24 protein-coding genes are annotated in these 21927 nt (G+C 44.7%); 17 read left to right on the plus strand and 7 right to left on the minus strand.

Annotated features, from left to right (window positions below):
* Positions 1-237: 237 nt before the first annotated feature.
* Both NI461_RS08265 and NI461_RS08270 read left to right on the plus strand, forming a co-directional pair.
* On the plus strand, positions 238-2373 hold the full coding sequence (locus NI461_RS08265) for a 3-hydroxyacyl-CoA dehydrogenase NAD-binding domain-containing protein (protein ID WP_253157001.1): 2136 nt from the start codon (positions 238-240) through the stop codon (positions 2371-2373).
* A 159-nt stretch (positions 2374-2532) separates the two neighbouring features.
* Complete coding sequence (locus NI461_RS08270) at positions 2533-2847, plus strand: hypothetical protein (RefSeq protein WP_227548036.1); 315 nt, start codon at positions 2533-2535, stop codon at positions 2845-2847.
* 53 nt (positions 2848-2900) lie between these two features.
* Here NI461_RS08270 and NI461_RS08275 read toward each other — a convergent pair whose 3' ends face one another.
* Together NI461_RS08275 and NI461_RS08280 are read right to left on the minus strand one after the other, a co-directional pair.
* Positions 2901-3338, minus strand: a complete 438-nt coding sequence (locus tag NI461_RS08275; RefSeq protein WP_151205553.1) for a GNAT family N-acetyltransferase — start codon at positions 3336-3338, stop codon at positions 2901-2903.
* Positions 3332-4552 (minus strand): SAM-dependent methyltransferase, encoded by a 1221-nt coding sequence (locus tag NI461_RS08280; RefSeq protein WP_174660232.1) that lies wholly within the window; start codon positions 4550-4552, stop codon positions 3332-3334. The genes NI461_RS08275 and NI461_RS08280 overlap by 7 nt, the downstream gene beginning before the upstream one ends.
* Positions 4553-4654: 102 nt before the next feature.
* Between NI461_RS08280 and NI461_RS08285 the strand changes: the two genes are divergently transcribed.
* The 3 genes from NI461_RS08285 (at position 4655) to NI461_RS08295 (ending at position 7309) form a co-directional block, all read left to right on the plus strand.
* Positions 4655-5302, plus strand: coding sequence for a hemolysin III family protein (locus tag NI461_RS08285; RefSeq protein WP_253157002.1), 648 nt, complete (start codon positions 4655-4657; stop codon positions 5300-5302).
* 141 nt (positions 5303-5443) lie between these two features.
* Complete coding sequence (locus NI461_RS08290; protein WP_174660233.1) at positions 5444-6760, plus strand: MFS transporter; 1317 nt, start codon at positions 5444-5446, stop codon at positions 6758-6760.
* A gap of 141 nt (positions 6761-6901) precedes the next feature.
* The gene (locus tag NI461_RS08295; protein ID WP_253157003.1) at positions 6902-7309 is read left to right on the plus strand and encodes a hypothetical protein; all 408 of its coding nucleotides are present in this window, start codon (positions 6902-6904) and stop codon (positions 7307-7309) included.
* Between the two features lie 32 nt (positions 7310-7341).
* Here NI461_RS08295 and NI461_RS08300 read toward each other — a convergent pair whose 3' ends face one another.
* A complete protein-coding gene (locus NI461_RS08300; protein WP_253157004.1) occupies positions 7342-8352 on the minus strand; it encodes a metallophosphoesterase in 1011 nt (336 codons plus the stop codon).
* 101 nt (positions 8353-8453) lie between these two features.
* On the opposite strand from NI461_RS08300, the gene NI461_RS08305 reads away from it, so the two are divergent.
* The gene (locus NI461_RS08305; RefSeq protein WP_253157013.1) at positions 8454-10082 is read left to right on the plus strand and encodes a phospholipase D family protein; all 1629 of its coding nucleotides are present in this window, start codon (positions 8454-8456) and stop codon (positions 10080-10082) included.
* A gap of 84 nt (positions 10083-10166) precedes the next feature.
* Here NI461_RS08305 and NI461_RS08310 read toward each other — a convergent pair whose 3' ends face one another.
* The gene (locus NI461_RS08310) at positions 10167-10976 is read right to left on the minus strand and encodes a 1-acyl-sn-glycerol-3-phosphate acyltransferase (protein ID WP_253157006.1); all 810 of its coding nucleotides are present in this window, start codon (positions 10974-10976) and stop codon (positions 10167-10169) included.
* 189 nt (positions 10977-11165) lie between these two features.
* On the opposite strand from NI461_RS08310, the gene NI461_RS14205 reads away from it, so the two are divergent.
* From NI461_RS14205 to NI461_RS08335, 6 genes are all read left to right on the plus strand, one after another.
* Positions 11166-11297, plus strand: a complete 132-nt coding sequence (locus tag NI461_RS14205) for a hypothetical protein (protein WP_262934080.1) — start codon at positions 11166-11168, stop codon at positions 11295-11297.
* A gap of 76 nt (positions 11298-11373) precedes the next feature.
* Positions 11374-12714, plus strand: a complete 1341-nt coding sequence (gene hflX / locus NI461_RS08315; protein ID WP_253157008.1) for a ribosome rescue GTPase HflX — start codon at positions 11374-11376, stop codon at positions 12712-12714.
* A gap of 39 nt (positions 12715-12753) precedes the next feature.
* A complete protein-coding gene (locus NI461_RS08320; RefSeq protein WP_151205287.1) occupies positions 12754-13125 on the plus strand; it encodes a hypothetical protein in 372 nt (123 codons plus the stop codon).
* Positions 13126-13134: 9 nt separating this feature from the next.
* Positions 13135-13809 carry an LrgB family protein gene (locus NI461_RS08325; RefSeq protein WP_151205288.1) on the plus strand — a complete coding sequence of 225 codons (675 nt, stop codon included), beginning with the start codon at positions 13135-13137 and terminating at the stop codon, positions 13807-13809.
* A gap of 88 nt (positions 13810-13897) precedes the next feature.
* Complete coding sequence (locus NI461_RS08330; protein WP_151205289.1) at positions 13898-14344, plus strand: DUF2147 domain-containing protein; 447 nt, start codon at positions 13898-13900, stop codon at positions 14342-14344.
* Positions 14345-14495: 151 nt separating this feature from the next.
* Positions 14496-14945 (plus strand): DUF2147 domain-containing protein, encoded by a 450-nt coding sequence (locus NI461_RS08335; RefSeq protein ID WP_174660237.1) that lies wholly within the window; start codon positions 14496-14498, stop codon positions 14943-14945.
* Between the two features lie 221 nt (positions 14946-15166).
* Here the strand turns inward: NI461_RS08335 and NI461_RS08340 are convergent, their stop codons facing one another.
* Genes NI461_RS08340 through pdxA form a run of 3 tightly spaced genes read right to left on the minus strand, consistent with a single transcriptional unit; the run spans position 15167 to position 17828 of the window.
* The gene (locus NI461_RS08340; RefSeq protein ID WP_253157009.1) at positions 15167-16012 is read right to left on the minus strand and encodes a symmetrical bis(5'-nucleosyl)-tetraphosphatase; all 846 of its coding nucleotides are present in this window, start codon (positions 16010-16012) and stop codon (positions 15167-15169) included.
* 4 nt (positions 16013-16016) lie between these two features.
* Positions 16017-16829 (minus strand): 16S rRNA (adenine(1518)-N(6)/adenine(1519)-N(6))-dimethyltransferase RsmA, encoded by an 813-nt coding sequence (gene rsmA / locus NI461_RS08345; RefSeq protein ID WP_151205292.1) that lies wholly within the window; start codon positions 16827-16829, stop codon positions 16017-16019.
* A 30-nt stretch (positions 16830-16859) separates the two neighbouring features.
* Complete coding sequence (gene pdxA / locus NI461_RS08350) at positions 16860-17828, minus strand: 4-hydroxythreonine-4-phosphate dehydrogenase PdxA (RefSeq protein ID WP_253157011.1); 969 nt, start codon at positions 17826-17828, stop codon at positions 16860-16862.
* Between the two features lie 665 nt (positions 17829-18493).
* Between pdxA and rplM the strand changes: the two genes are divergently transcribed.
* The 5 genes from rplM to NI461_RS08375 all read left to right on the plus strand — a co-directional run bounded on the left by rplM (position 18494) and on the right by NI461_RS08375 (position 21440).
* Complete coding sequence (gene rplM, locus NI461_RS08355) at positions 18494-18922, plus strand: 50S ribosomal protein L13 (RefSeq protein WP_151205294.1); 429 nt, start codon at positions 18494-18496, stop codon at positions 18920-18922.
* Between the two features lie 12 nt (positions 18923-18934).
* Positions 18935-19321, plus strand: a complete 387-nt coding sequence (gene rpsI / locus NI461_RS08360) for a 30S ribosomal protein S9 (protein ID WP_151205295.1) — start codon at positions 18935-18937, stop codon at positions 19319-19321.
* Between the two features lie 354 nt (positions 19322-19675).
* Positions 19676-20329, plus strand: coding sequence for a glutathione S-transferase N-terminal domain-containing protein (locus tag NI461_RS08365; RefSeq protein WP_151205296.1), 654 nt, complete (start codon positions 19676-19678; stop codon positions 20327-20329).
* Positions 20330-20338: 9 nt separating this feature from the next.
* Positions 20339-20767, plus strand: a complete 429-nt coding sequence (locus NI461_RS08370) for a ClpXP protease specificity-enhancing factor (RefSeq protein ID WP_151205297.1) — start codon at positions 20339-20341, stop codon at positions 20765-20767.
* 19 nt (positions 20768-20786) lie between these two features.
* Entirely contained in the window at positions 20787-21440 is a 654-nt protein-coding gene (locus tag NI461_RS08375) for a hypothetical protein (protein WP_151205298.1), read from the plus strand.
* The last annotated feature ends 487 nt before the right edge of the window (positions 21441-21927 follow it).

Genomic DNA, 21927 nt, shown 5'->3' on the forward strand with positions numbered 1-21927 from the left:
TGAGTCCTGTGTCTGCGGGCTAGTCAGCTAAATGACACAATTAAACAGGTGGTGTGTATGACCAGGGCTTCACCTACTTTTGCCAAATGAGAAGTGCATTTTGTATTAGTAGCCTGAACTTTAGGGTTAGACCCAGAATTCAGATGAATTTGGATCGCCTCCACAATCATGGAAGTTTCTAAACTTGAGTAAGGACAATAATTCTAAATTCATCAATTATTATTTGGATAAAAATGTATGAGCGCAATTCAATATCAAAAAACTGCAGATAATATTGTCATTTTAACCCTTGATTCTCCGAATCAGTCTGCCAATACCATGAATGCCGACTTTCGTCAGGCCCTAGATGAAACCGTTGCCCAGCTCCAGACAGATGAGCATATTAGCGGGATTATTTTTCGATCCGCCAAAAAAACTTTTTTTGCTGGCGGTGACCTGGATGAACTCATTCAGGCCACTCCTGAACAGGCCACTGATTTTTTCCATATGATTGAAGGAATGAAAGCCAAACTGCGTTATATCGAAACGCGCGGCATTCCTGTGGTCGCTGCCTTGAATGGCACGGCCTTAGGTGGGGGCTGGGAGCTGGCGCTGTGCTGCCATCGACGGATTGCACTCAATGATCCCAAGAGCAAGTTTGGCTTGCCTGAGGTGACACTGGGATTACTGCCGGGTGGCGGCGGGATTGTACGCATGGTTCGTCTGCTGGGTCTGCAAAGTGCACTTCCCTTGCTAATGGAAGGTAAACAGTTGAGTGTCGAGAAGGCAAAAACTTTGGGCCTGATCCATGAGACGGCGGACTCGGCAGAGGAATTGCTGGAAAAATCTGTGGCCTGGATTAAGGCTCACCCGCAATCTCAACAACCCTTTGATGTAAAAGGATACAGGATTCCGGGTGGCACGCCGACCTCTCCGGCTGTGGCACAAATGCTGGCTATTGCACCAGCCATGCTACGCGACAAAACCAAGGGCTGTTATCCGGCACCTGAGGCCATTCTCTCTGCTGCTGTTGAAGGTGCACAGGTCGATGTCGATACGGCGCTTAGAATTGAGTCACGTTATTTTACCTTTCTTGCCACCGGTCAGGTGGCCAAGAATATGATTGGCACTTTCTGGCATGGCATGAATGCCATCAAGTCTGGTGCCAGTCGTCCAAAAGGCTGGGCACCCTGGCAGGCAAACAAGGTGGGTATTCTGGGGGCAGGCATGATGGGCGCCGGAATTAGCTATGCCACCGCCAGCAAAGGTATTCAAGTGGTACTCAAAGATGTATCGCTTGAAGCCGCTGAACAAGGCAAAGCCTACAGTCAGAAACTACTAGATAAAAAAGTATCCCAAGGCCGATTAACTGCGGACAAACGTGAGCAGATTTTAGCTTTGATTCAGGCCACGGCAAGTTCTGAAGATTTGGCGGGTTGTGATCTCATCATTGAAGCTGTTTTTGAAAATCAGGAACTCAAAACTCGTGTGATTCAGGAAGCTGAAGCCTTTTTAGCTGAAAATGGCGTGATGGCATCTAATACCTCGACCTTGCCAATTAGTGACCTGGCTCAGGCATCGCAAAATCAGGCGAATTTTATCGGTCTGCATTTTTTTAGTCCGGTGGATAAAATGCAGCTAGTAGAAATTATTAAAGGACACAACACCTCGCCTGAAACTTTGGCCAAAGCTTTTGACTTTGTGCAGCAGATTGGTAAATTACCGATTGTGGTGAATGATAGCCGTGGCTTCTTTACCAGCCGTGTCTTTGGCACCTTCGTTCAGGAAGGTTTACGTCTGCTGGCAGAAGGGGTTCATCCCGCGCGTATTGAAATGGCGGCACTTAAAGCTGGTATGCCTGTCGGACCGCTAGCAATTCAGGATGAAGTTTCTCTGACGCTTTCAGAGCATGTAGCCACAGAAACCTATAAGGCAATGGCGGCTCAAGGTAAGGAGCGACCAAGCTCGGCAGCGGATGAAGTGATTCATCGGATGATTCATGAATTTAACCGTAAAGGTAAAGCAGCCGGTGCCGGTTTCTATGACTATCCTGAAGGCGGTAAAAAGCAGCTTTGGTCGGGCCTCAGTCACTGGCAAAAAGATACTCAGATCACCGAACAGGAAATGATTGACCGTTTTCTGTTTGTACAAGCGCTGGATACCGTGCGCTGTCTGGAAGAAGGTGTGCTTGAATCGGTGGTGGATGCCAATATCGGTTCGATCTTTGGTATTGGCTTTGCAGCCTGGACAGGAGGCGCTGTACAGTTCCTGAACCAATATGGACTAGATAAGGCCATTGCTCGTGCTGAAGTGCTGGAGCAGCAATATGGTGAACGCTTTAAAGTGCCACAGTTATTAAAGCAACATGCCAGTCAGGCAAAAGCATTTGCATAGGCAGCCAGTAAAAGGGAAGTTTTGAACTTCTCTTTTTTTGACAGGTTAAAATCATACAAGTCAGCTGAAATCATCTCTTTCACAGAGATTTTGATTCGTTTTTATTCAATTTATGTTATAAAGTTACACAAGTTAAACATCCACTACAGGGACTTGCACATGACTGATCACAGTTCACCTGAAAAATCACCTTGGGGCTGGAAAGCATTAATTATTTTCTGCATCTTGAGTGGATTCTTCATGCTCTTTTTCTGGCTTGCAGTCAGTAATGAACCAGATTACATGCCAAGCCAGCAAAACAAGCAGAATACTCAGCAACATGCTTTTAAGAATGCACCGGTGATGTCGCAAGAAGCTCTGGCCAAAGCTCAGGCAGACCGTGAAGCGCGCCAGGCAGCTGGAGCCAACGTCCTACAGGACCCATCAGTGCAAGAAAATGTTCAGCAGGAACATGACGCAGGGCATGGGCAGTAAAATCAAGATATTCAAAAAAAAGCAAGGTTCTTCCTTGCTTTTTTATTTGAGTTTTAATCACTTAGTTTTAAATACATATCGATATGCGGAATTCCACAATCCAGATATTCTTCCCCTTGTACGACAAAACCTAAGCCTTGATAAAATCCCAGCGCATGTACTTGGGAAGAAAGCTTGACATATTCACGCTGTTCAGCTTTGGCCTGAGCAATTATGGCTTGCATGATCTGTTGCCCGATGCCTAATCCACGTGCGGACTGCATGACGGCCACCCGACCAATACTATGATTTGCCAGTAAACGTGCCGTTGCAACGGGCTGTTCCTGTAAATAAGCAATAAAATGCACCGCTAGTGGATCTTCTGCATCCCATTCATCTTCCGGGGCAATGTGCTGCTCCTGAATAAACACAGCTTCACGAATTGCCTTGGCATCGGGGGCTAAATCGTCCCAGATACCAGAGGCAATACGAAGCTTATGATTGTCTAGCATTTCGAGCCAATCCCTTGCTGATCCCACTGATTATTTAACAACAATTCCAGTGAATGTTTCTGAATACCGTACATCTCTTTTAAGGCCTGTATTTGAGCCAGCACAGCCTGATCCGGTTGCGTATAATCTTTGCGTTTGGTAGCCAGAATCATTTTATTTTTACTGGTATGTTCCAGCGCCACAAATTCAAAGACTTTGGTCTCATAACCATAGGCTTTTAGCAAAAGCGCACGAATGGTATCCGTCAACATTTCCGCCTGCTGTCCGGCATGAATCCCGAATTGCAGCATTGGGCTCAAGACCTGCGGCGCCTGCAGCTGGGGCCTTAATTCTTTATGACAGCAAGGTGCACACATAATGATCTGGGCATTCAGGCGAATGCCACTATGAATAGCAAAATCCGTCGCCACATCACAAGCATGCAGGGCAATCATGACATCCAGATGTTCTGGTGCATACGTTCTCACATCGCCCTGAAAGAAATCCAGCTGATTAAAACCAGACTGCTGCGCAACACTTTGGCAGAACTCGACCATTTTCGGATTAAGTTCTACTCCAGTCACGTACGGGGTCTGGCCATATTTTTGCATATAGGCATATAACGCACAGGTTAAATAGCCTTTGCCAGAACCAAAGTCCACCACCCTCAAGCCATGCTCGGACACCTTGATTTGCGCCAATGCACCGGAAAAAATTTCGACAAATTTATTAATCTGTTTCCATTTGCGCGCCATACTTGGAATGATCTGTTCATTCTGATCAGTAATCCCCAAATACTGCAAAAATGGACTGTCCTGATCAACATAGCGCTGCTTAATCCGGTCATGGCCTTGCCCGTGGTTGACTTTTGCAGGGCCTGACTGGGTTTTGCTGCGGGTCAGCATGGCTTTTTTCTTGTTTTTTTTCAGCTGTAACTCTTCCTGATCGGTTAATAAATTCGCCTGCTTGCAACTGGCCAGTGCATCTGTTACCTGAGCCAAGGCATCAGTCAAAGGATAGTTTTTGGTGATATCCTGAGTTTGATAGCGATACAGACAGCTCAACACCTTCTGCTCATTCAGTGCAATCACCCTGAACATCATTTTCTCTAACTGTTCCAGCTCACCTTTATACTGGCTCAAAATCAGACGATCAAAATGATCAGTTTCAACAGCTTGCTGGAAAGCCTCCAGAAATTGCTGTTCCTGAACCGAAAGAGAAGTCGATGTCGACATAAGAAAAACCTGATATAAATTACTGTTCAAGTTTAATTCTTCTTAACCTAAAAGCAAAATTGAATTACTATACAAATGTATATTTAAATTAGAATGATGACCATGCAAAAAGCGCCCCTCATTTCAGAAGACTATGATCAGGCTGAAGAAAGGATTAATTATATCAGTCACGGCCTGGGTGCACTGCTGGCTATTATTGCTGGTATTCTTTTGATTGTTAAAGGGTCTTATTTAAGTACAGGCCCCTGGATCGGACTATGGGTCTATGCACTCAGTATGGTGTTATTATTTTCCGCTTCCATGCTCTACCATATGTCGACCTCGGCAGACCGTCGTTATTTTTATAAAAAAGTCGACCATACAGCAATTTACTATCTGATAGCCGGTACCTACACCCCTTTTCTGTCGATTGCCATTCCCACGGCCAAAGCCCAATATTTATTGATTGCCTTATGGATCATTGCTGCACTCGGTACACTGTTCAAGTTTATTTTTATTCATCGTTTCCAGAAGCTTTCTCTGATCGCCTACTTGCTCATGGGCTGGCTGGCCATTCTGGTTATTGATGATATGCAGCAGTATCTGAGTGCTCAATCTTTAACCCTCCTGATCATTGGGGGATTGGCTTATACCGTAGGTGCATTGTTTTATGCTCTAAAAAGGGTAAGATATGCTCACGCTATCTGGCATATTTTTGTATTGATAGGGGCAGGATCACACTTTCTGTCTATCTATCTGTACGTGATTTAATCTTCTTCTTTCTCCATTTCAGTGACCCTGAGCGAGCAGAAACGAGAAGATTGCAGTTGTTTTTTTAAAAAATTACGCCTTTTTTAAAAAGATTACGCTTTTAAAACTAATTTTTTATTTTTAGTAAGTGTAAGGTTATTCATGGCGTCTCCAGAAACTATCGCTGCCATAGAAACGACAGCGACCAATTCAAAATTTCGTGTTTTAACGGCAAGCTTGGTGGGCACCACAATCGAGTTCTTCGATTTTTATATTTATGCCACAGCTGCTGTTATTATTTTCCCCTATCTGTTTTTCCCGGCAAGTACAGATCCAATGACTGCCACGATTCAATCGCTGGCGACTTTTGCAATTGCCTTTATTGCCCGCCCGATTGGGGCAGCACTTTTTGGCCATCTGGGCGACCGGATTGGACGTAAGGCTACCCTGGTTGCAGCACTGCTGACCATGGGGATCTCTACCGTTGCCATCGGTTTACTCCCGACCTATGCCCAAATCGGAATTGCCGCGCCTCTGCTTCTGGCACTCTGCCGTTTGGGACAAGGCTTAGGTCTGGGGGGTGAATGGTCTGGGGCGGTTCTTCTTGCGACCGAAAACGCACCCGAAGGCAAACGTGCCTGGTATGGCATGTTCCCGCAGCTTGGCGCACCGATTGGCTTCATTCTGGCAACCGGCTCATTCCTGACGCTGGGCGCATTTATGAGCGAACAGGCCTTTATGACCTGGGGCTGGCGTATTCCCTTTATTTCTAGCGCCCTGCTGGTCATTATCGGTTTATGGATTCGTTTAAAACTGCATGAAACTCCGGCCTTCCAGAAAGTGCTGGATAAACAAAAAGAAGTCAACATTCCTTTCTTTCAGGTATTTAAGAATCATTCGAAAATGCTGGTGCTCGGCACAATTGCCGCGATCTGTACCTTTGTGGTGTTCTATTTGACCACAGTATTTGCACTGCAATGGGGCACCAAACAATTGGGTTATTCGCGTGAAGAATTCCTAAAATTACAGCTGGTGGCGACGCTGTGTTTTGCAGCTTTTATTCCTTTATCTGCAGTATTGGCAGAGAAATTTGGCCGTAAAACCACCTCAATTGGGGTATGTGTAACTTCTGCTATTTTCGGGATTTTCTTTGCCGATATGTTGGAATCTGGTAATACGCTGATTGTTTTCCTGTTCCTGTGTATTGGTCTGGCGATTATGGGGCTGACCTATGGGCCAATTGGTACGGTACTGTCAGAAATTTTCCCGACCTCGGTACGTTATACCGGTTCTGCGCTCACCTTTAACCTAGCCGGGATTTTCGGTGCCTCTTTTGCTCCCCTCATTGCGACCAAACTGGCGACTGAATATGGTCTGTCCGCAGTAGGCTATTACCTGACTGCAGCCTCCCTCCTGTCTTTGGTGGCCTTCCTGCTGATTCGTGAAACCAAAAACGACGATGTCAACAATCAGATTTAATGGCTGCTCAAGCTTAAATCCTGATCAAAGCCAGCATAAAGATGCTGGCTTTTTTTATGATTTCACAACAAAAAACGGCTGTTTCTCTCGGCCTACTTCAGGAACAATCAAATGACTAGAATCTCAATATGAGGCAGACAGATGCAGGAGCTTATTGAACAAATTTCTCAGCAGCAGCTGGTCGAAATTATTATTCTGCTGGAAGATGATAAAAAGCTGGAAGCGATTCATTATATTCGGTCCCACACCCCTTTAGATGAAATACAGGCTCGACAGCTGATTGATGAGATTGTACGTGAGCATGATCTGGCCCTGCAACGTGATCCGAATGACACAATTGGCCCACGCTTTACTGAAGATGAAGATATGCAGCTGCTGACTCCGCCACTAGAATTACCGAAGCATCCTCAGCTGAGTATTTCCAAAGAGCAGGAAGTGGCCGCACAGCGTGTCCCGGAGACGACTCCTACCCAGCAGATTAAAAAGAAAATCTGGATGACGGCGGCAGCCATCGTACTGCTAATTATTCTGGTCTGGATTATCCTTTAAAAACCACGCCAATCCAGCTCTATTTAAACAAGCTAGATCAATTCAATAATATCAATCGTTGGGGGCACTCGGAAACGAAACGGCACCCCGACCATACCTGTTCCCACCGTCACAAATACATCGGCATGTTCATGATGGTACAGACCTTTTTTATGTCCCAGAATGGAGACTTTCTTCATCACATAATCGGTCAGCCAGGGCAGTTCCACCTGCCCGCCATGTGTGTGTCCAGACAACATCAAGGGCCGGATGGGCAATTTCGGAATCATGTCCACCGTATCCGGATTATGCGACAGGATCACCCATGGCTTGTCTTGGGGTAAGTCTGGCATTGAACGCATATCGGTTTTGCCCGCCCACAGATCACCCACTCCAATCAGACGAAACTCGTCAAATTCAACCATCTTTCCTTCAATATCCATGACCTGATTGACTTCCAGTGCATAGCGCAACAACGCCTGAATCGGAGGACCTGGATACTGCTCATCATGATTGCCATTCACCGAATAGACCGGCGCATGAATTTCCTTTAAAATTGCCAGTTCTTCCGCCAGCTTATTTTCAGGTTCGTAGGTCCAGTCTCCCGCTACCACCACCAAATCTGGCTGTAGGTGATTCAGCTTGTGTACAATCTGTCTTAACTGACGCTCATGGCCTGAAAATAGACCGATATGCAAATCGGCAATCAGGGCAATTCGCACAGGCTGTTTCAGCGGCTTGTCTGGATTAATCTGATAGCGCATGGTTTTCACGCGAATGATATGCGGCTCGATAAAACGCGCATAACTCAGCACACTAGTAATCAGGAAAATAAAAATCGCTTCATGTGGCGAGTAATAGCCCGTCCAGCCAGCATAGATACTAAAGAACACCAGAGGAATCAGCAGATAGGCCAGATAAAAAGCCAGCAGATGGGCAAATGCTTTAAAAGGATGTATAGTTTCCGTACGCGACTGGCTGGACCATGCCTGATACACTGCCCAGAAGGCGAGAAGCGCCATCCCTATATAAAAATAAAAAAATACGGAACTGCTATCCCACATACAATCGCCTTATCAAGTTCACCAGTATATGACTGGCTTTATATTTATCTTTTCATAGCTGGCCATTATACTCAATTCAAATTTTTCAAACTTTAATGTCTATGACCTCTGCTTTCCGCACTCAAGCCACATCTACTGCTTTTACTGCCCGTCGCCGCTTGAGTACCGGAATGTTGCTCAGTGCAACACTGGTGCTCGGCTTGCCCGCATGCAGCACTTTGCCTAAACAGGCTGAGCAGCCAAGTCAGATGGCCTTTGAGACAGATACCAGCCAAACCAGTCTGGCACAGATCATTACCCCCCTACGCGACAAGAACCTGGGCCTGACCGGTTACCACCTACTGTATGACCCCCTGGAAGCCTTGGCTGCACGGATGCAGCTGATTCACAAAGCAGAGCGTAGCCTGGATTTGCAATATTATATCTGGGATAACGACCGGATTGGTGCCCTGGCCTTGCATGGCCTGATTCAGGCCGCAGATCGCGGCGTTCAGGTGCGTCTGCTGATTGATGACAATAATGCCAAGAAAATGGAAGGTATTTACCTGGCACTGGACCAGCACCAGAATATTGATGTGAAGTTGTATAACCCTTACCGCTTCCGTAAATACCGAGCCATGGATATGGTGCTGGACTTAAAACGCATCAACCGCCGCATGCACAATAAAAGCTTTATTGCCGACAACCAGATTGCGCTGATTGGCGGTCGCAACATGAGCAACCAATATTATAATGTAAGTGACAGCTATCAATTTTCTGATGTAGACGTGATGCTGGTCGGGGCAGCTTCAGATGAAATCATTCATTCCTTTGATGAATACTGGAATGATGAATATGCTTATCCGGTTCGTCAAATCGTTAAGCCCGGACATCACACCTTGCGTTTTCCCAGCCTGAAACAGCAGCTGGAAGCCCATGGTCAGGATATCTATACCCAAAACTACCTGAATCTAGCCAATCGTTCCCAGGCCTTTGATAAATGGCTGGAACATAACATCCAGCTGGACTGGGTAGAAGCAGAAGTAGTCAAAGATTCTCCAGCCAAAATTAAAGCAGAAGCAGAGACTGAGGATCATCTGAATTTTCAGTTATTACAACGTCTGGAAAAACCTGAACACAGTGTGGATATTGTCTCCGCTTATTTTGTGCCTGAAAAACTGGGGGCAGAACGATTAAAAAAACTGGCGGCCAATGATATTAAAGTCCGTGTTTTAACCAACTCTTATAAAGCCAATGACGTCTCGATTGTGCATGCCTTCTATGCCAAATACCGTCAGGACCTGCTGGAAAATGATGTACAGCTATATGAATTTCTGGCTGCACCCGATGCAGATCACCTGAATGCCAATACTGAAGAACTCGCCAAGAAAGCCAAAGTCAGTCTCAAGGGCCTAAGCCGTTCCAGTCTGCATGCCAAAATGATGGCCCTGGACCAGAAACAGGTCTTTATTGGTTCCTTTAATTTTGACCCGCGTTCTGCCTATTTAAATACTGAAATCGGGGTTGTGTTAAACAGCCCTGCTCTGGCCCGTGCGGTACATAGCACCATGGATCAGAATTTAAGTAAATATGCGTATAAGCTGGTAATGGATGCCAATCAGAAGATTAACTGGAAAATCAGCAAGGCAAATGGAGAGACCAAAACTTTTACCAAAGAACCTGGGATGAAATGGTATCAGCGGGCGTCCTTAAAATTCCTGTCCTGGCTACCGATTGAAGGCTTTATGTAAACGATATGGAACTCAAAAACTGCTGAATCAATATGGCAAGTCGCTACCCCGGCTGACTGGCTTTTTTAATTCAGCACCATGACCTTAATGCGATTCTTTCAGCACTCTGGAGTGTAATTCTTTTAAGCCCTGCAACATCTGGTCTTGCACTATCGGGGTCAAAGTATCAACGGTCAGTCCTGCTGTCGGAATAGCTGGCAAAGCCATCAGATGCGCAGTCACTTTCGGCATTTCCAGTACATTTTGCACATGGGCCGCAAAGCTGATGTTATCAATAAATGGCGCTACCATATCCAGTTGACCTTGCTGATTGACATAACACAGCAGGCAGATTTGAACCGGACGCTGCGCTTCAATTGCAGCTCCTAGAATACGGCCATGCACCTTCTTGATTGAACGGCCATCCGAAGTTGTGGCTTCCGGGAAAAACAAGACCGGAATATCCTGCTTTAAAAACTCGCTAATCTGCTCACGGATTCTTACCGAATCTCCCGAACCTCGTTTAATAAATAAGGTTCCGCCACTTTTGGCCAACTTCCCCAATACCGGCCAGTTTTCAATCTCGGCTTTGGCCAGAAAAAACACCCGGGCAGCCGAGCCTAAAACCGCCACATCCAGCCAGGAAATATGGTTGCTTACCCACAGGGCAGGCTCACGTGGAATGGTGCCATGCACTTTGACTTCAATATTAAAGACCTTGCACAACTGACGGCAAAAATACTGCACATAACGTGTATTGTTTGGATTATTCGGATGTTTATGCAGGCTATACCGGTATACCAGATAAAACCCTTCACTGATTGTGGTGACGGATGCAAAGATTTTTCTGGAATAGAGAAAGAATTTTGCAAAGCCGCTTATCTCAGCTGTTTGATTGTGTACAGTAGGGTGCATAAAAAGATCACTAAATCCTAAACAAGATACAGGGAATATCCACGAATTAAACTTATTCTATACTTTTCAATCTTAACTTGCATTGATAATAAAAAGCCTCTCATGCCATTTCTCGCATTAATTTAAATATGATTTTTAAATCAAATAAAAAAAAGTCATCGAAATATCAGAGCAAAAAAGGATGAAACTATGCAAAAAACCCAGCAGTCCTGCCATGAAATGATTCCACCGGCACAAGCACTTAAATTTATCCTCGGCATAACTCTGTTCTATACCTGTGCTCTGGTAACACTTGTACAACTGTTTGTCACGGTGCTTTAAAAGAAAGCCTTATATGCCCGTATCTGTTCTGTTCATTTTCCACTAAAATGAAATTTTACAATGGAGCATGTGCTGAGTGGAATATGTAGAGCAACATCGGGGAAAAGAACAGGTCATACTGGTCAGTGTGAGCGTACAAATACTGGAAGACCTGGATGCTGATGAGTTTCACTTGCTGGCACAATCTGCTGATGCTGAAATTCTGCAACATATTCATACACAGCGCCTCCGTCCGGACCCGAAGCTGTTTATCGGTTCAGGTAAGGTCGAAGAAATTGCCGAACAGGTCAAACTGCTGGATGCCAATCTGGTCATTTTTGATCATGCACTTTCTCCGGCTCAGGCCCGTAACCTTGAATACATGTTGAAATGCAGGGTTGTGGACCGGACTGAGCTGATTCTGGATATCTTTGCCCAACGCGCTCGGACGTATGAAGGGAAATTACAAGTTGAACTGGCGCAGTTACAGCATTTATCTTCACGTCTGATTCGCAGCCGTGGCAATCTTGACAGTCAAAAAGGTGGGATTGGCTTACGTGGCCCCGGGGAAACCCTCCTTGAAACTGACCGCCGCCTGCTGCGGATTCGTATGGGTCAGCTTAAAGCCAAACTGGATAAAGTCCGTCAAACCCGCACCCAAGGACGTGTTGCCCGCCAGAAAGCGGCTGTGCCGACAGTTTCTCTGGTGGGTTATACCAATGCCGGCAAATCCACCCTGTTTAATATTCTAGCCGGCAGCGATGTCTATGCCGCCGACCAGCTCTTTGCCACCCTCGATCCAACCCTGCGCCGTCTGGAATGGGACGGCATTGGCAATCTGGTTCTGGCCGATACTGTAGGTTTTGTCCGCAATCTTTCCCACTCGCTGGTGGAGTCTTTTAAAGCAACGCTCGAAGAAACCCTGGAAGCTACGCTGCTGTTACATGTGATCGATTCCAGCAGTCCAGATATGCTGGAACAGATTGAAGCGGTCGAAAAAGTCCTGCAAGAAATCGGGGCAGATGTACCGATGCTGCGTGTCTACAACAAGATTGATTGTAGTGGTGAAGAGCCAAAAATCATTTACCGACAACCGGGTCTACCTGAGCGGGTGTATATTTCAGCCCATAGTGGCGCGGGTATTGATTTATTGCGTAAGGCTGTACATGAAGCTCTGATGGGGCAACTTCAGTCGTTTGAGCTGGTTCTGCAGCATGCACATGGCAAGTTGCGTAATCAGTTATATAGCCTGAACGTCATTCAGTCTGAACATTATGATGAGGAAGGCCACCTGCATCTCAATATCCGGATTGCGCCACAGAAACTGGAACAACTGATTAAACAGGCGCATTTACCCCTCGAAGACATTCTTGGCAAACAGGCGCAACAATTCAAGCGCCCACTGGAAGAATTTGAAATCAACACCAAGATCGAGTAAAACTTGATTATTAAACTTTTTATTAAATGACTACAATTGATGAACTGGATAAAAAATATCGACTGGCCAGCATGGATCGCCACTCTACTGCTGATTGTGGTTTTTCGTGAAGGCTCAGTATGGATCATGACTCAGCTCAATCATCCTGAACTGGGAAATCTGGTCGGGCTGATCAGTCTGCTGATTGTACTGTTTGCATGGCGTTATTTTTCCAAACTGCCTCCACGTCTGATTGATACCAATAACAAACTGATGAAAGAAAGTGCCTTTGCCTTTTTGCCGATTAGTGCCGGTTCTTTGATCATGCTGATCCAATTGGGACAAAAGATTCCAGCCTTTATGCTGGTGCTGTGCCTGAGCACGCTTCTTCCTCTTTGGATCTACGCCAAAATGGCAAAACGCTGGTTATAGGAATCCCCCATGCTCTCTATTCTGTATAGTTTTTTGATTACCCTGATCGCTTATCTGCTGGCCAAGCCGCTTAACCGTTTCATTCCACAAATTCCAGTCATTGTTTTTGCCATGTTTCTGGTACTGCTCATCCTGTTCGGATTCGGTGTTCCTTATGAGCATTATATGGATGAGGTCAATCCGATCTTTAACCATCTACTCGGTTACGTAACAGTTGCCCTGGCGATTCCACTTGCTGCCATGCGCTATGATGACCTGCCTTTAAAAGCCATTATCGGGATTTTGATCTTTGCCAGTATCAGTGCCGTGGCTTTACCGATGGGACTGGCTTATCTGCTGCACATGTCTTCTACCGATATTATGGCTTTTGCCACTCGTGCAGTCACCACACCGATTGCCATCAATATTGCCACCTTACTTGAAGCCCCTATCAGCCTGACTATTTTAATTGTGATCCTGTCTGGTGTGATCGGTGCTGCTTTTTCACCGTTTATTTTAAGGCATATCAATGATGAACGCGCCTCCGGCCTGGCATTGGGACTGGCAGCACATGCGATTGGCACGGCACAGGCATGGCAGCGCGGCAGTGTTGCAGGACGCTATGCTGCATTCGGTATGGCGGTCAATGCGGTTTTCACTGCAATATGGCTACCATCATTTATCTTTTTTCTGCAAAAAATGTGACTAAACAATCATTTTTAAATGATTGTTTAGTCTATTAATTAAGCTTATTATCAATTTGTATTTTGTCATAAAGTAAAGGATGATTTTAATGAAAAAGATTAAATTGGTTTCCGCCCTTCTCTTGAGCAGCTTTTCAGGCATGATTTGGGCCAATGATATTACAGGGCTGTGGAAAAACATCGATGACAAAACAGGCTCTTCAAAAGCTGTTTTAGAAATCCGCCAAGAATCAAATGGCAGCTATACTGCTAAAATTATAAAAGTTACCCCGCGTCCAGGTTATACCCCGAAAGAAACCTGTGTTTCCTGCCCTGCCCCTTATACCAATAAACCAATCTTGGGCCTAGACGTACTGACCGGTCTTAAAGCAGACGGCGAGAACAACTACGTGGGAGGTAAAATCCTGGATCCGCTTTCAGGAAAAATCTACAGCACCAAAGCCAGACTGAGCCCGAATGGCAAGCGTATTACTTTACGCGGCTATGTGGGTGTCTCTGCACTCGGCCGCAGTCAAACATGGATTCGCCACGACTAGTTTAAGGCCTGCGCCAGAAGCATAAAACTGAATAAAAAACGTTTCAAATCCAAAAAAATAACCAGTATTCAACTGCAGAATCTAGGCCAATATCGCATATAAAAAATTAGATTCGGCACTTGAATGACAAGTGGTCAAGGGGGAAATAAAGATGCAGAAAAGTATAATATGGGCATCACTCGCAGGTTTACTTTCATTCAGCTCAGCACTTTTTGCTCAAGGTCTGAGCGGTATTTGGCAGCAAATTGACGATAAAACGGGATCACCTAAAGCACTGATTGAAATTCGCCAGGAACACAACGGCACATATACGGGGAAAATCACAAAAATTACCCCGCGTCCAGGCTATACACCCCGGGAAAAATGCGTAGACTGCCCTGCGCCTTATACCAATCAGCCTATTCTCGGTTTAGATATCTTTCAGAACTTAAAAGCTGATGGTCAAAACATGTACTCCTCAGGTAAAATCCTTGATCCGCTTTCAGGCAAAGTCTATAACCTGAAAGTGAAGCAGTCTGCCAATGGCAAACGTCTGCTTTTACGAGGATATATCGGCATCTCAGCGATTGGTCGTACACAAACCTGGATACGTCTGGAATAAAACACCTATATCAATACATGCGTTTAGCGCAATTCATTTAAAGATGTTAATGAACTAAAACTTAAAATCGGGGGAGAGCTCGTATTGTATGCAGAGCTTTTATAGGGGTATAGGATATAACAGCGGCTGGGCAATCCACCTTGACCAGATCTGACTTCGTTACCCACTCAAGCTATAAATGATAAAAAAGCCACGTTTAAGTGGCTTTTTTATGTGGGGCGTCATGCGACCGGATTATCAATGGCAAACATCTGCTGATCTTCAAGACGAAAAGCCATTAACTGATGGCCCCAGACACAACCACCATCTACGTTTTGAATTTTTTCAGTAATTGTTTGGCCTTGCAGGGCAGCCCAATGACCAAAAAGAATCTGATGGGTCTGTGCCGCAGGCGACTCAAACTCGAACCAGGGTTTAAAGCCTTCCGGCATCGGATCATCCAACGCGTCTTTAAAACTATAATCCAGACGTCCTGCTGCATCGGTTAAACGCATACGGGTCAAATAGTTAACGATACAGCGGATCCGTTCATGCCCTTCAAGCTGATCCGACCATAAAGATGGCTCTTTACCAAACATCTCATTCAGGAAAGCATCCACAATTTCAAAGTCATCATCAGCAATGACTGTTCCGACTTCCTGGGCCAGCTCAGCCGTTTTAGCCGCATCCCATAGTTTTGGAATACCGGCATGAGTCAGAATGGTCTGTGGATTTGGAAACAGGCAGAGTGGCTGTTTGCGCAACCAGTCAATCAGATCATCACTGTCGATGGCATCAATCACATCACGGACATTGTCCTGATCTTTAATCGGTTTAATCCCACGTGCATAAGCCAGTAAGGTCAGATCATGATTGCCCAACACCGTTGCAGCAGCCTCATAATCAGCCAGCTTTTTAACAAAACGCAGTGTTCCCAGCGAATCTTCTCCGCGCGCCACCAAGTCGCCAGCAAACCAGATAAAGTCCTGATCAGGATCAAACCGAATTTCTTTCAGTAAGGCTTTCAAGGCTGCAAAACAGCCCTGCACATCACCAATCACGTAATTGTATCGAACCATGCGTGCCATAAGATTAATTTACCATTTGATCTGATAATGCAACAAATTGAGCCAGTGTCAGGGTTTCTGGCCGCGCCATCGGATCGACCCCCGCCTTTTCAAAGCCTTCTTCTGCCAGCATTCCTTTCAAGCTGTTACGTAAGGTTTTACGACGCTGGGTAAATACATGCGCGACCAGACGTGCCAAGGCTTTTTCATTTTTCGCCACAATCGGTTTAGTTACATAAGGTTCTAAACGGAATACTGCAGAAGTGACTTTTGGCGGGGGATTGAAGGAGCCTGGTGGGACTTCAAACAGGAAAGTCGGCTTGCAGTAATATTGAATCATCACCGACAAACGGCCATATTCTTTGCTATTCGGCACGGCCGTAATACGATCTACCACTTCCTTTTGCAGCATAAAATGCATGTCTTTGACTTTTTCACCAAATTCCAAGAGATGAAACAGTAGAGGTGTTGAAATATTATAAGGTAAATTACCCACGACACGTAACGGGCGACCTTCCTGAAAAAGTTCAGTAAAGTCATATTTCAACGCATCGGTTTCTACAATGGTTAAGCGTTCAGGATAAGGCACACGACCCGGTAAGCCTGCTGCCAGGTCACGATCCAGTTCCACCACCGTCAAGGCATCACATTCACCAATTAACGGAGAGGTTAAAGCAGCCAGACCTGGTCCAATTTCCACAATATTGTCACCAGGACGCGGGTTCACAGAACGGACAATTTTAGCAATGACACGTTGGTCATGTAAGAAGTTTTGACCAAAACGCTTGCGCGTATGATGCCCTTCATCTTTCGGGTTTAAGGCATTAATTTGATACATAGACATTTCCAACGTGTAAAAAAGACAAGATCACTGACGCGCCAGATCCAGCGCTAAATCCACAGCTACATGCAAGCTTGAGCTTTTTGCAAGACCACTACCTGCGAGGGAGAGAGCTGTGCCATGATCGACCGAAGTACGGATGAACGGTAAGCCCAAAGTAATATTGATGGCTTCACCAAAGCCCTGAGATTTTAACACAGGTAAGCCCTGATCGTGATACATCGCCAGAACTGCATGGGCATCTTTTAAATTTTCCGGCGTAAATAAAGTATCGGCAGGCAGGCTCAGACTGAGGTTAATACCCTGAGCACGATAACTTTCCAGCACCGGATTAATCACTTCGATTTCTTCCATACCCAAATAACCACCCTCACCTGCATGCGGATTCAGGCCACACACTAAAATATGCGGATGCTGGATTTTAAATTTGGATTTCAAGTCATGAATCAGAATATCAATTACCTGATGCAAGCGCTCAGGTGTAATAGCCTCTGCCACTGCACGTAAAGGTAAATGTGTGGTGGCTAAAGCAACACGCAAGGTTTTGGTGGCCAGCATCATTACCACGCGCGGCACGCCCGCAAATTCCTGGTAATATTCGGTATGTCCACTAAAATGAATCCCGGCTTCATTCATCACGGACTTCTGTACGGGAGCCGTTGCCACGCCCACACTTTTGCCCGTCATGGCATAATCAGCCGAGCGACGTAATTGCTCCAGCACATAGGCGGAGTTATACGGATTCAGCTCTCCTAAAATAACCTCCTGTTCTAAAGCTACATGCTCCACATAAAGCTGGCCTTTTTCTGACGAACAGCTTTGTCCTGTATATTCAACCAGCTTCACCTGCTGGTTCAAACAGTGTGCCCGGGCTTCTAACAGGTTCATATCTGCCAGCACCACCACCGGCCGTTCATCCACACGTTCTGCAAGGCTTAAACAGATATCCGGACCTATACCCGCAGGTTCACCACTTGTCACATATAAAGGCAGCATGATTGACTCAAATTAAAGCATATGCCTCAAGTATACCGCCTGCAGATTCCATATTCATGCCTATTAAAAAGCTATCTGATATCAATAAGAGCTGGAATATGTCCCAATTCAGACACAATGCTGACACAAAGTTGTAAGACAAAAAGAATCAGATAAATGAATCATGACTAAGCAGATAGCAACATAACCCTGAGCATTCAGCAACAGCATACTGATACTGACTGCACTCTACATTAGCACCGGTAGCAGTGGTAAATATGAATTAAGATATATCCACAATCTTGGTAAATGCATCCATTCCAGAAGCAATGCCATAATCAATTCCAGTGCCTGCAGAGATAAAAAACGGAATACGCCGCCAAAGCTGAATTTTGCAAATTTAGAAATCGTAAAGTCGGCTGGCTAATCTATTTTAGCCACCTTCTCAGCCTTATTTTCGAGGGAAAGGTCCATTCTTTTTATCCTGATTGTTATTTTGATCGTGGTTGAAGGCTTAGAAAAGCGGAAGTTTCATTACTTCCTTTTCTTTATGCTCTACTATATAATGCAGCGCTTGGAATTCTTAATTTTCATTTGTGATTCTTCACGTATTCGTTTAGAATCTCGTCTCCTTTTTGTTTGGACAGCTTCCGTAGTCCAAACCAACTATAATAGGTAGTGGTTTAATGAAAACTCTCAGCGCTAAGCCAGCTGAAGTTCAACACGACTGGTACGTTGTTGATGCTTCTGGCAAAACTCTAGGTCGCCTTGCGACGGAAATCGCTCGTCGTTTACGCGGTAAGCACAAGACTTGTTATACTCCTCACGTTGACACTGGCGACTACATCGTTATTATCAATGCTGAGCAAGTTCAAGTGACTGGTAACAAGGCACTTGATAAGAAATACTATCGCCACACTGGTTTCCCTGGTGGTATCCGTGAAACTAATTTTGAAAAACTAGTTGCTCACAAACCAGAAGAAATCTTCCAACGCGCTGTAAAAGGCATGTTGCCAAAAGGTCCTCTTGGTTATGCAATGATCAAGAAAATGAAAGTGTACGCTGGTGCTGAGCATCCTCACACAGCTCAACAGCCACAAGTTTTGGACATCTAAGGGATACAGCACATGGCTACTAATTATGGTACAGGTCGCCGTAAGACCGCAACTGCACGTGTTTTCTTATCTGCTGGTACTGGTAAACTCGTAATCAACAACCGTTCACTTGAACAATACTTCGGCCGTGAAACAGCTCGTATGATCGTTCGTCAACCTCTAGAGCTTCTTGAAGCAACTGAGAAATACGACCTTTACATCACTGTTGCTGGTGGCGGTATTGGTGGTCAAGCAGGCGCTATCCGTCACGGTATTACTCGTGCCCTGATCGCTTCTGACGACACACTGAAGTCTGCTCTTCGTCAAGCTGGTTTCGTTACTCGTGATGCTCGTGAAGTTGAACGTAAGAAACTTGGTTTACGTAAAGCACGTAAACGTCCTCAATTCTCTAAACGTTAATTCGTTTACCGGATTGGACAAAAAGCCCTGGATTATCCAGGGTTTTTTTATGGCTTATTTATTTTCATCCAGTTTGATTTCTTAGTGCTTATTGCTCATGTATATCCCCTCCCCAAATCCCTTCATGACACCAAAAAGATTTACTGAAATAATAATGCGCTACACCAAGCAAAACAAACAGCGATACTACCCCCCTTTAATTTAAAGAAGCTGATTGAGCATTTTTTAGCATATTTTCCTTTAATTATTTTCTTATAATTTAAAGAGACAAATATCAATTCATCTTTGATGCTTGGTGCTTTTTGGGGCGAATTTTAGTATCCTAGTCCATCCATTAGAATTTGCTCAGGATTTATGACAGTCGAAAGTGCGCCTCTTCAAGGAATTACCTTATATAGTCATGCCGATGACTTTCGCTCCCATTGGATCCGCTACGTACTTGCCGAAAAACAAATAAAATACAACCTGATTTTAGTCGATCATGACGATGCAGATCTGGCCAGCCTAAATCCGTATAACCAGCTTCCCATGCTGATTGAAAATGAGCTCAAGCTGTTTAATAGCAATATTATTTCTGAATATCTGGATGACCGTTATCGCCAGAACAAGCTCTATGCCGATGCACCCATGCCGCGTGCAGAACAGAGACAGTATCTGTGGCGTTTTGAGCATGACTGGCTAAAACTGGCAGATATTATGTTGTGTCATCCTGATACGTTGGACCTGCAAGCACGCCAGCAGGCACAGCACCAGCTACGCGATATCCTGATTTCCCTGACACCGCTGTTCCAACATTTTCCTTATTTTATGTCAGAGCACTTTAGTATCCTGGACTGCATGCTGTCACCCGTTTTTGTGCGTTTGCCAAGTATGGGGGTAGAATTACCCAAACAGCAATGCCGACCATTTTACTTATATTGTCAACGTATTTTTAGTCGCCCTGCATTTGTCAAATCCATGACCTTGCAGGAAAAAAACCGTTATCAAAAGCAATTGTCGAACCTATAGAGAACTCCCATGTCTGAACCAGAATTCAACTTAAGTCCTACCCGTCCTTATATGGCGCGTGCAATCTATGAGTGGATTTGTGATAACAATATGACACCTTATCTACTTGTCGATGCAACCCAGCCTCATACCATGGTACCAGAGCAGTTTGTTAAAGATGGGCAGATTGTTCTGAATATTGTGCCTCATGCGGTTCATGCCCTAAACATCAGCAATGACAACATCAGCTTTTCTGCACGTTTTGGCGGTGTCTCGCGTGATATTTACGTACCAATGGCAGCAGTAGTAGGGATTTATGCCCAAGAAAACGGTCAAGGCCTGTTCTTCGACCCAAGTGAATATGAGCATATCCAAAATGAAGAAGATGCTTTAAAATCAAGCACTGAAAAGCAACCTGAACCAACCAAGAAAAAACCAACGTTAAGGTTATTAGATTAAATAAAAATGGAGCAAGTGCATGGCTTTTGATTTGGTACAATATTTTGTTGAACAGATAGAAACTCAAAAGCCTGAGCTTCTACAAAACCATACAAAAGAACAAAGACGAGAATATATTTCTGAAATTAATGCGCTGACTTTAGGTAAATTAATTACACAGTGGCGCGATAATCCACAGAAAATTTATAACGAAATCACGCATCCTGATGAACTTTATATTCTGGAGATTTCCCGTCATCTCACCACACGTCCGGAAAATAAATCAGATCTGCCACGCAGCGAGCTTGAGCATCTCAGCGCTGAAATTTTTCATTTGCAATTGTCTGAATTAAAACAATTGCATGACACCGCCAATCATAACCTGAATAGCATTCAGGAATTGCTGCTGGGTCAGATTGAGCATTTGTCAGGTCAGGCAGATGATTGGGTTTGGGCAACAAATAATCTAACGGAGCTTAAAGGCTCTAAACCCATTCCTCAAGAAGAGCTATCATTAGAGATATCAATGAAGGAGTTTAATCACATGGTTAACCAAAATACTCAGCATGTTGCAGTTGAAGCAGAAGAAGTTGTCCTCATCAATGTGCCTGGCTGGGCAAAAGTTTTAGAGCCTGTTGTTGCAATTGTGATTTTATGGATCTTAGCAAGTGCTTTAATGCAATTATTTGCATAAGCAGCTCCTCAACTTTTGTAATACCCGGCTAAACCTCTAATACTTTAGAGTATTAGGGGTTTTATATTTAGAGTGCTATACCACGTCCGAATTAAACATAAATAGGCTAATACAGCTAACCGTCGACCTCCAAAATACTTCCCTAACTAAAATCATCTTCTCTAGCTCAAGTGCCAATAGCCATTATTTAAATGTCATTCAGATAAATAGCTGTAAATCAGCACCCTAATAGATGAAATACTGTAGACAAGCGATGATTTGAACCTAGGCTTCTGTTTGTGCGCCATCCTGCATCATAATTGATGTTTTTATAACATCGCTCCTAAAAACTATGAACCTAAATATTTGGAGGTGAATGCTGCGGATGATTCATAGAAATAGATAACCATCTATTTCTTTTCTTTTTATAAAAAAGAAATCCCCCTGCTGATTAGCAGGGGGATTTTGAATAATGAGCTGGCGATGACTTACTCTCACATGGGTAACC

The sequence above is a fragment of the Acinetobacter sp. S4400-12 genome (assembly GCF_024129495.1).
In the GTDB taxonomy this organism is placed as follows: Bacteria; Pseudomonadota; Gammaproteobacteria; order Pseudomonadales; family Moraxellaceae; genus Acinetobacter; species Acinetobacter lwoffii_C.

Excerpts from the sequence above, each read along its gene's own strand:
- NI461_RS08275 (WP_151205553.1), bottom strand. The coding sequence starts at position 3,338 with ATGCTAGACAATCATAAGCTTCGTATTGCCTCTGGTATCTGGGACGAT.
- NI461_RS08290 (WP_174660233.1), top strand. The coding sequence starts at position 5,444 with ATGGCGTCTCCAGAAACTATCGCTGCCATAGAAACGACAGCGACCAAT.
- NI461_RS08305 (WP_253157013.1), top strand. The coding sequence starts at position 8,454 with ATGACCTCTGCTTTCCGCACTCAAGCCACATCTACTGCTTTTACTGCC.
- NI461_RS08310 (WP_253157006.1), bottom strand. The coding sequence starts at position 10,976 with ATGCACCCTACTGTACACAATCAAACAGCTGAGATAAGCGGCTTTGCA.
- NI461_RS14205 (WP_262934080.1), top strand. The coding sequence starts at position 11,166 with ATGCAAAAAACCCAGCAGTCCTGCCATGAAATGATTCCACCGGCACAA.
- pdxA (WP_253157011.1), bottom strand. The coding sequence starts at position 17,828 with ATGCTGCCTTTATATGTGACAAGTGGTGAACCTGCGGGTATAGGTCCG.
- rsmA (WP_151205292.1), bottom strand. The coding sequence starts at position 16,829 with ATGTATCAAATTAATGCCTTAAACCCGAAAGATGAAGGGCATCATACG.
- NI461_RS08325 (WP_151205288.1), top strand. The coding sequence starts at position 13,135 with ATGCTCTCTATTCTGTATAGTTTTTTGATTACCCTGATCGCTTATCTG.
- NI461_RS08340 (WP_253157009.1), bottom strand. The coding sequence starts at position 16,012 with ATGGCACGCATGGTTCGATACAATTACGTGATTGGTGATGTGCAGGGC.
- NI461_RS08265 (WP_253157001.1), top strand. The coding sequence starts at position 238 with ATGAGCGCAATTCAATATCAAAAAACTGCAGATAATATTGTCATTTTA.
- NI461_RS08270 (WP_227548036.1), top strand. The coding sequence starts at position 2,533 with ATGACTGATCACAGTTCACCTGAAAAATCACCTTGGGGCTGGAAAGCA.
- NI461_RS08295 (WP_253157003.1), top strand. The coding sequence starts at position 6,902 with ATGCAGGAGCTTATTGAACAAATTTCTCAGCAGCAGCTGGTCGAAATT.
- rpsI (WP_151205295.1), top strand. The coding sequence starts at position 18,935 with ATGGCTACTAATTATGGTACAGGTCGCCGTAAGACCGCAACTGCACGT.
- NI461_RS08335 (WP_174660237.1), top strand. The coding sequence starts at position 14,496 with ATGCAGAAAAGTATAATATGGGCATCACTCGCAGGTTTACTTTCATTC.
- NI461_RS08300 (WP_253157004.1), bottom strand. The coding sequence starts at position 8,352 with ATGTGGGATAGCAGTTCCGTATTTTTTTATTTTTATATAGGGATGGCG.
- NI461_RS08365 (WP_151205296.1), top strand. The coding sequence starts at position 19,676 with ATGACAGTCGAAAGTGCGCCTCTTCAAGGAATTACCTTATATAGTCAT.
- NI461_RS08280 (WP_174660232.1), bottom strand. The coding sequence starts at position 4,552 with ATGTCGACATCGACTTCTCTTTCGGTTCAGGAACAGCAATTTCTGGAG.
- NI461_RS08330 (WP_151205289.1), top strand. The coding sequence starts at position 13,898 with ATGAAAAAGATTAAATTGGTTTCCGCCCTTCTCTTGAGCAGCTTTTCA.
- NI461_RS08320 (WP_151205287.1), top strand. The coding sequence starts at position 12,754 with ATGAACTGGATAAAAAATATCGACTGGCCAGCATGGATCGCCACTCTA.
- NI461_RS08370 (WP_151205297.1), top strand. The coding sequence starts at position 20,339 with ATGTCTGAACCAGAATTCAACTTAAGTCCTACCCGTCCTTATATGGCG.
- rplM (WP_151205294.1), top strand. The coding sequence starts at position 18,494 with ATGAAAACTCTCAGCGCTAAGCCAGCTGAAGTTCAACACGACTGGTAC.
- NI461_RS08375 (WP_151205298.1), top strand. The coding sequence starts at position 20,787 with ATGGCTTTTGATTTGGTACAATATTTTGTTGAACAGATAGAAACTCAA.
- NI461_RS08285 (WP_253157002.1), top strand. The coding sequence starts at position 4,655 with ATGCAAAAAGCGCCCCTCATTTCAGAAGACTATGATCAGGCTGAAGAA.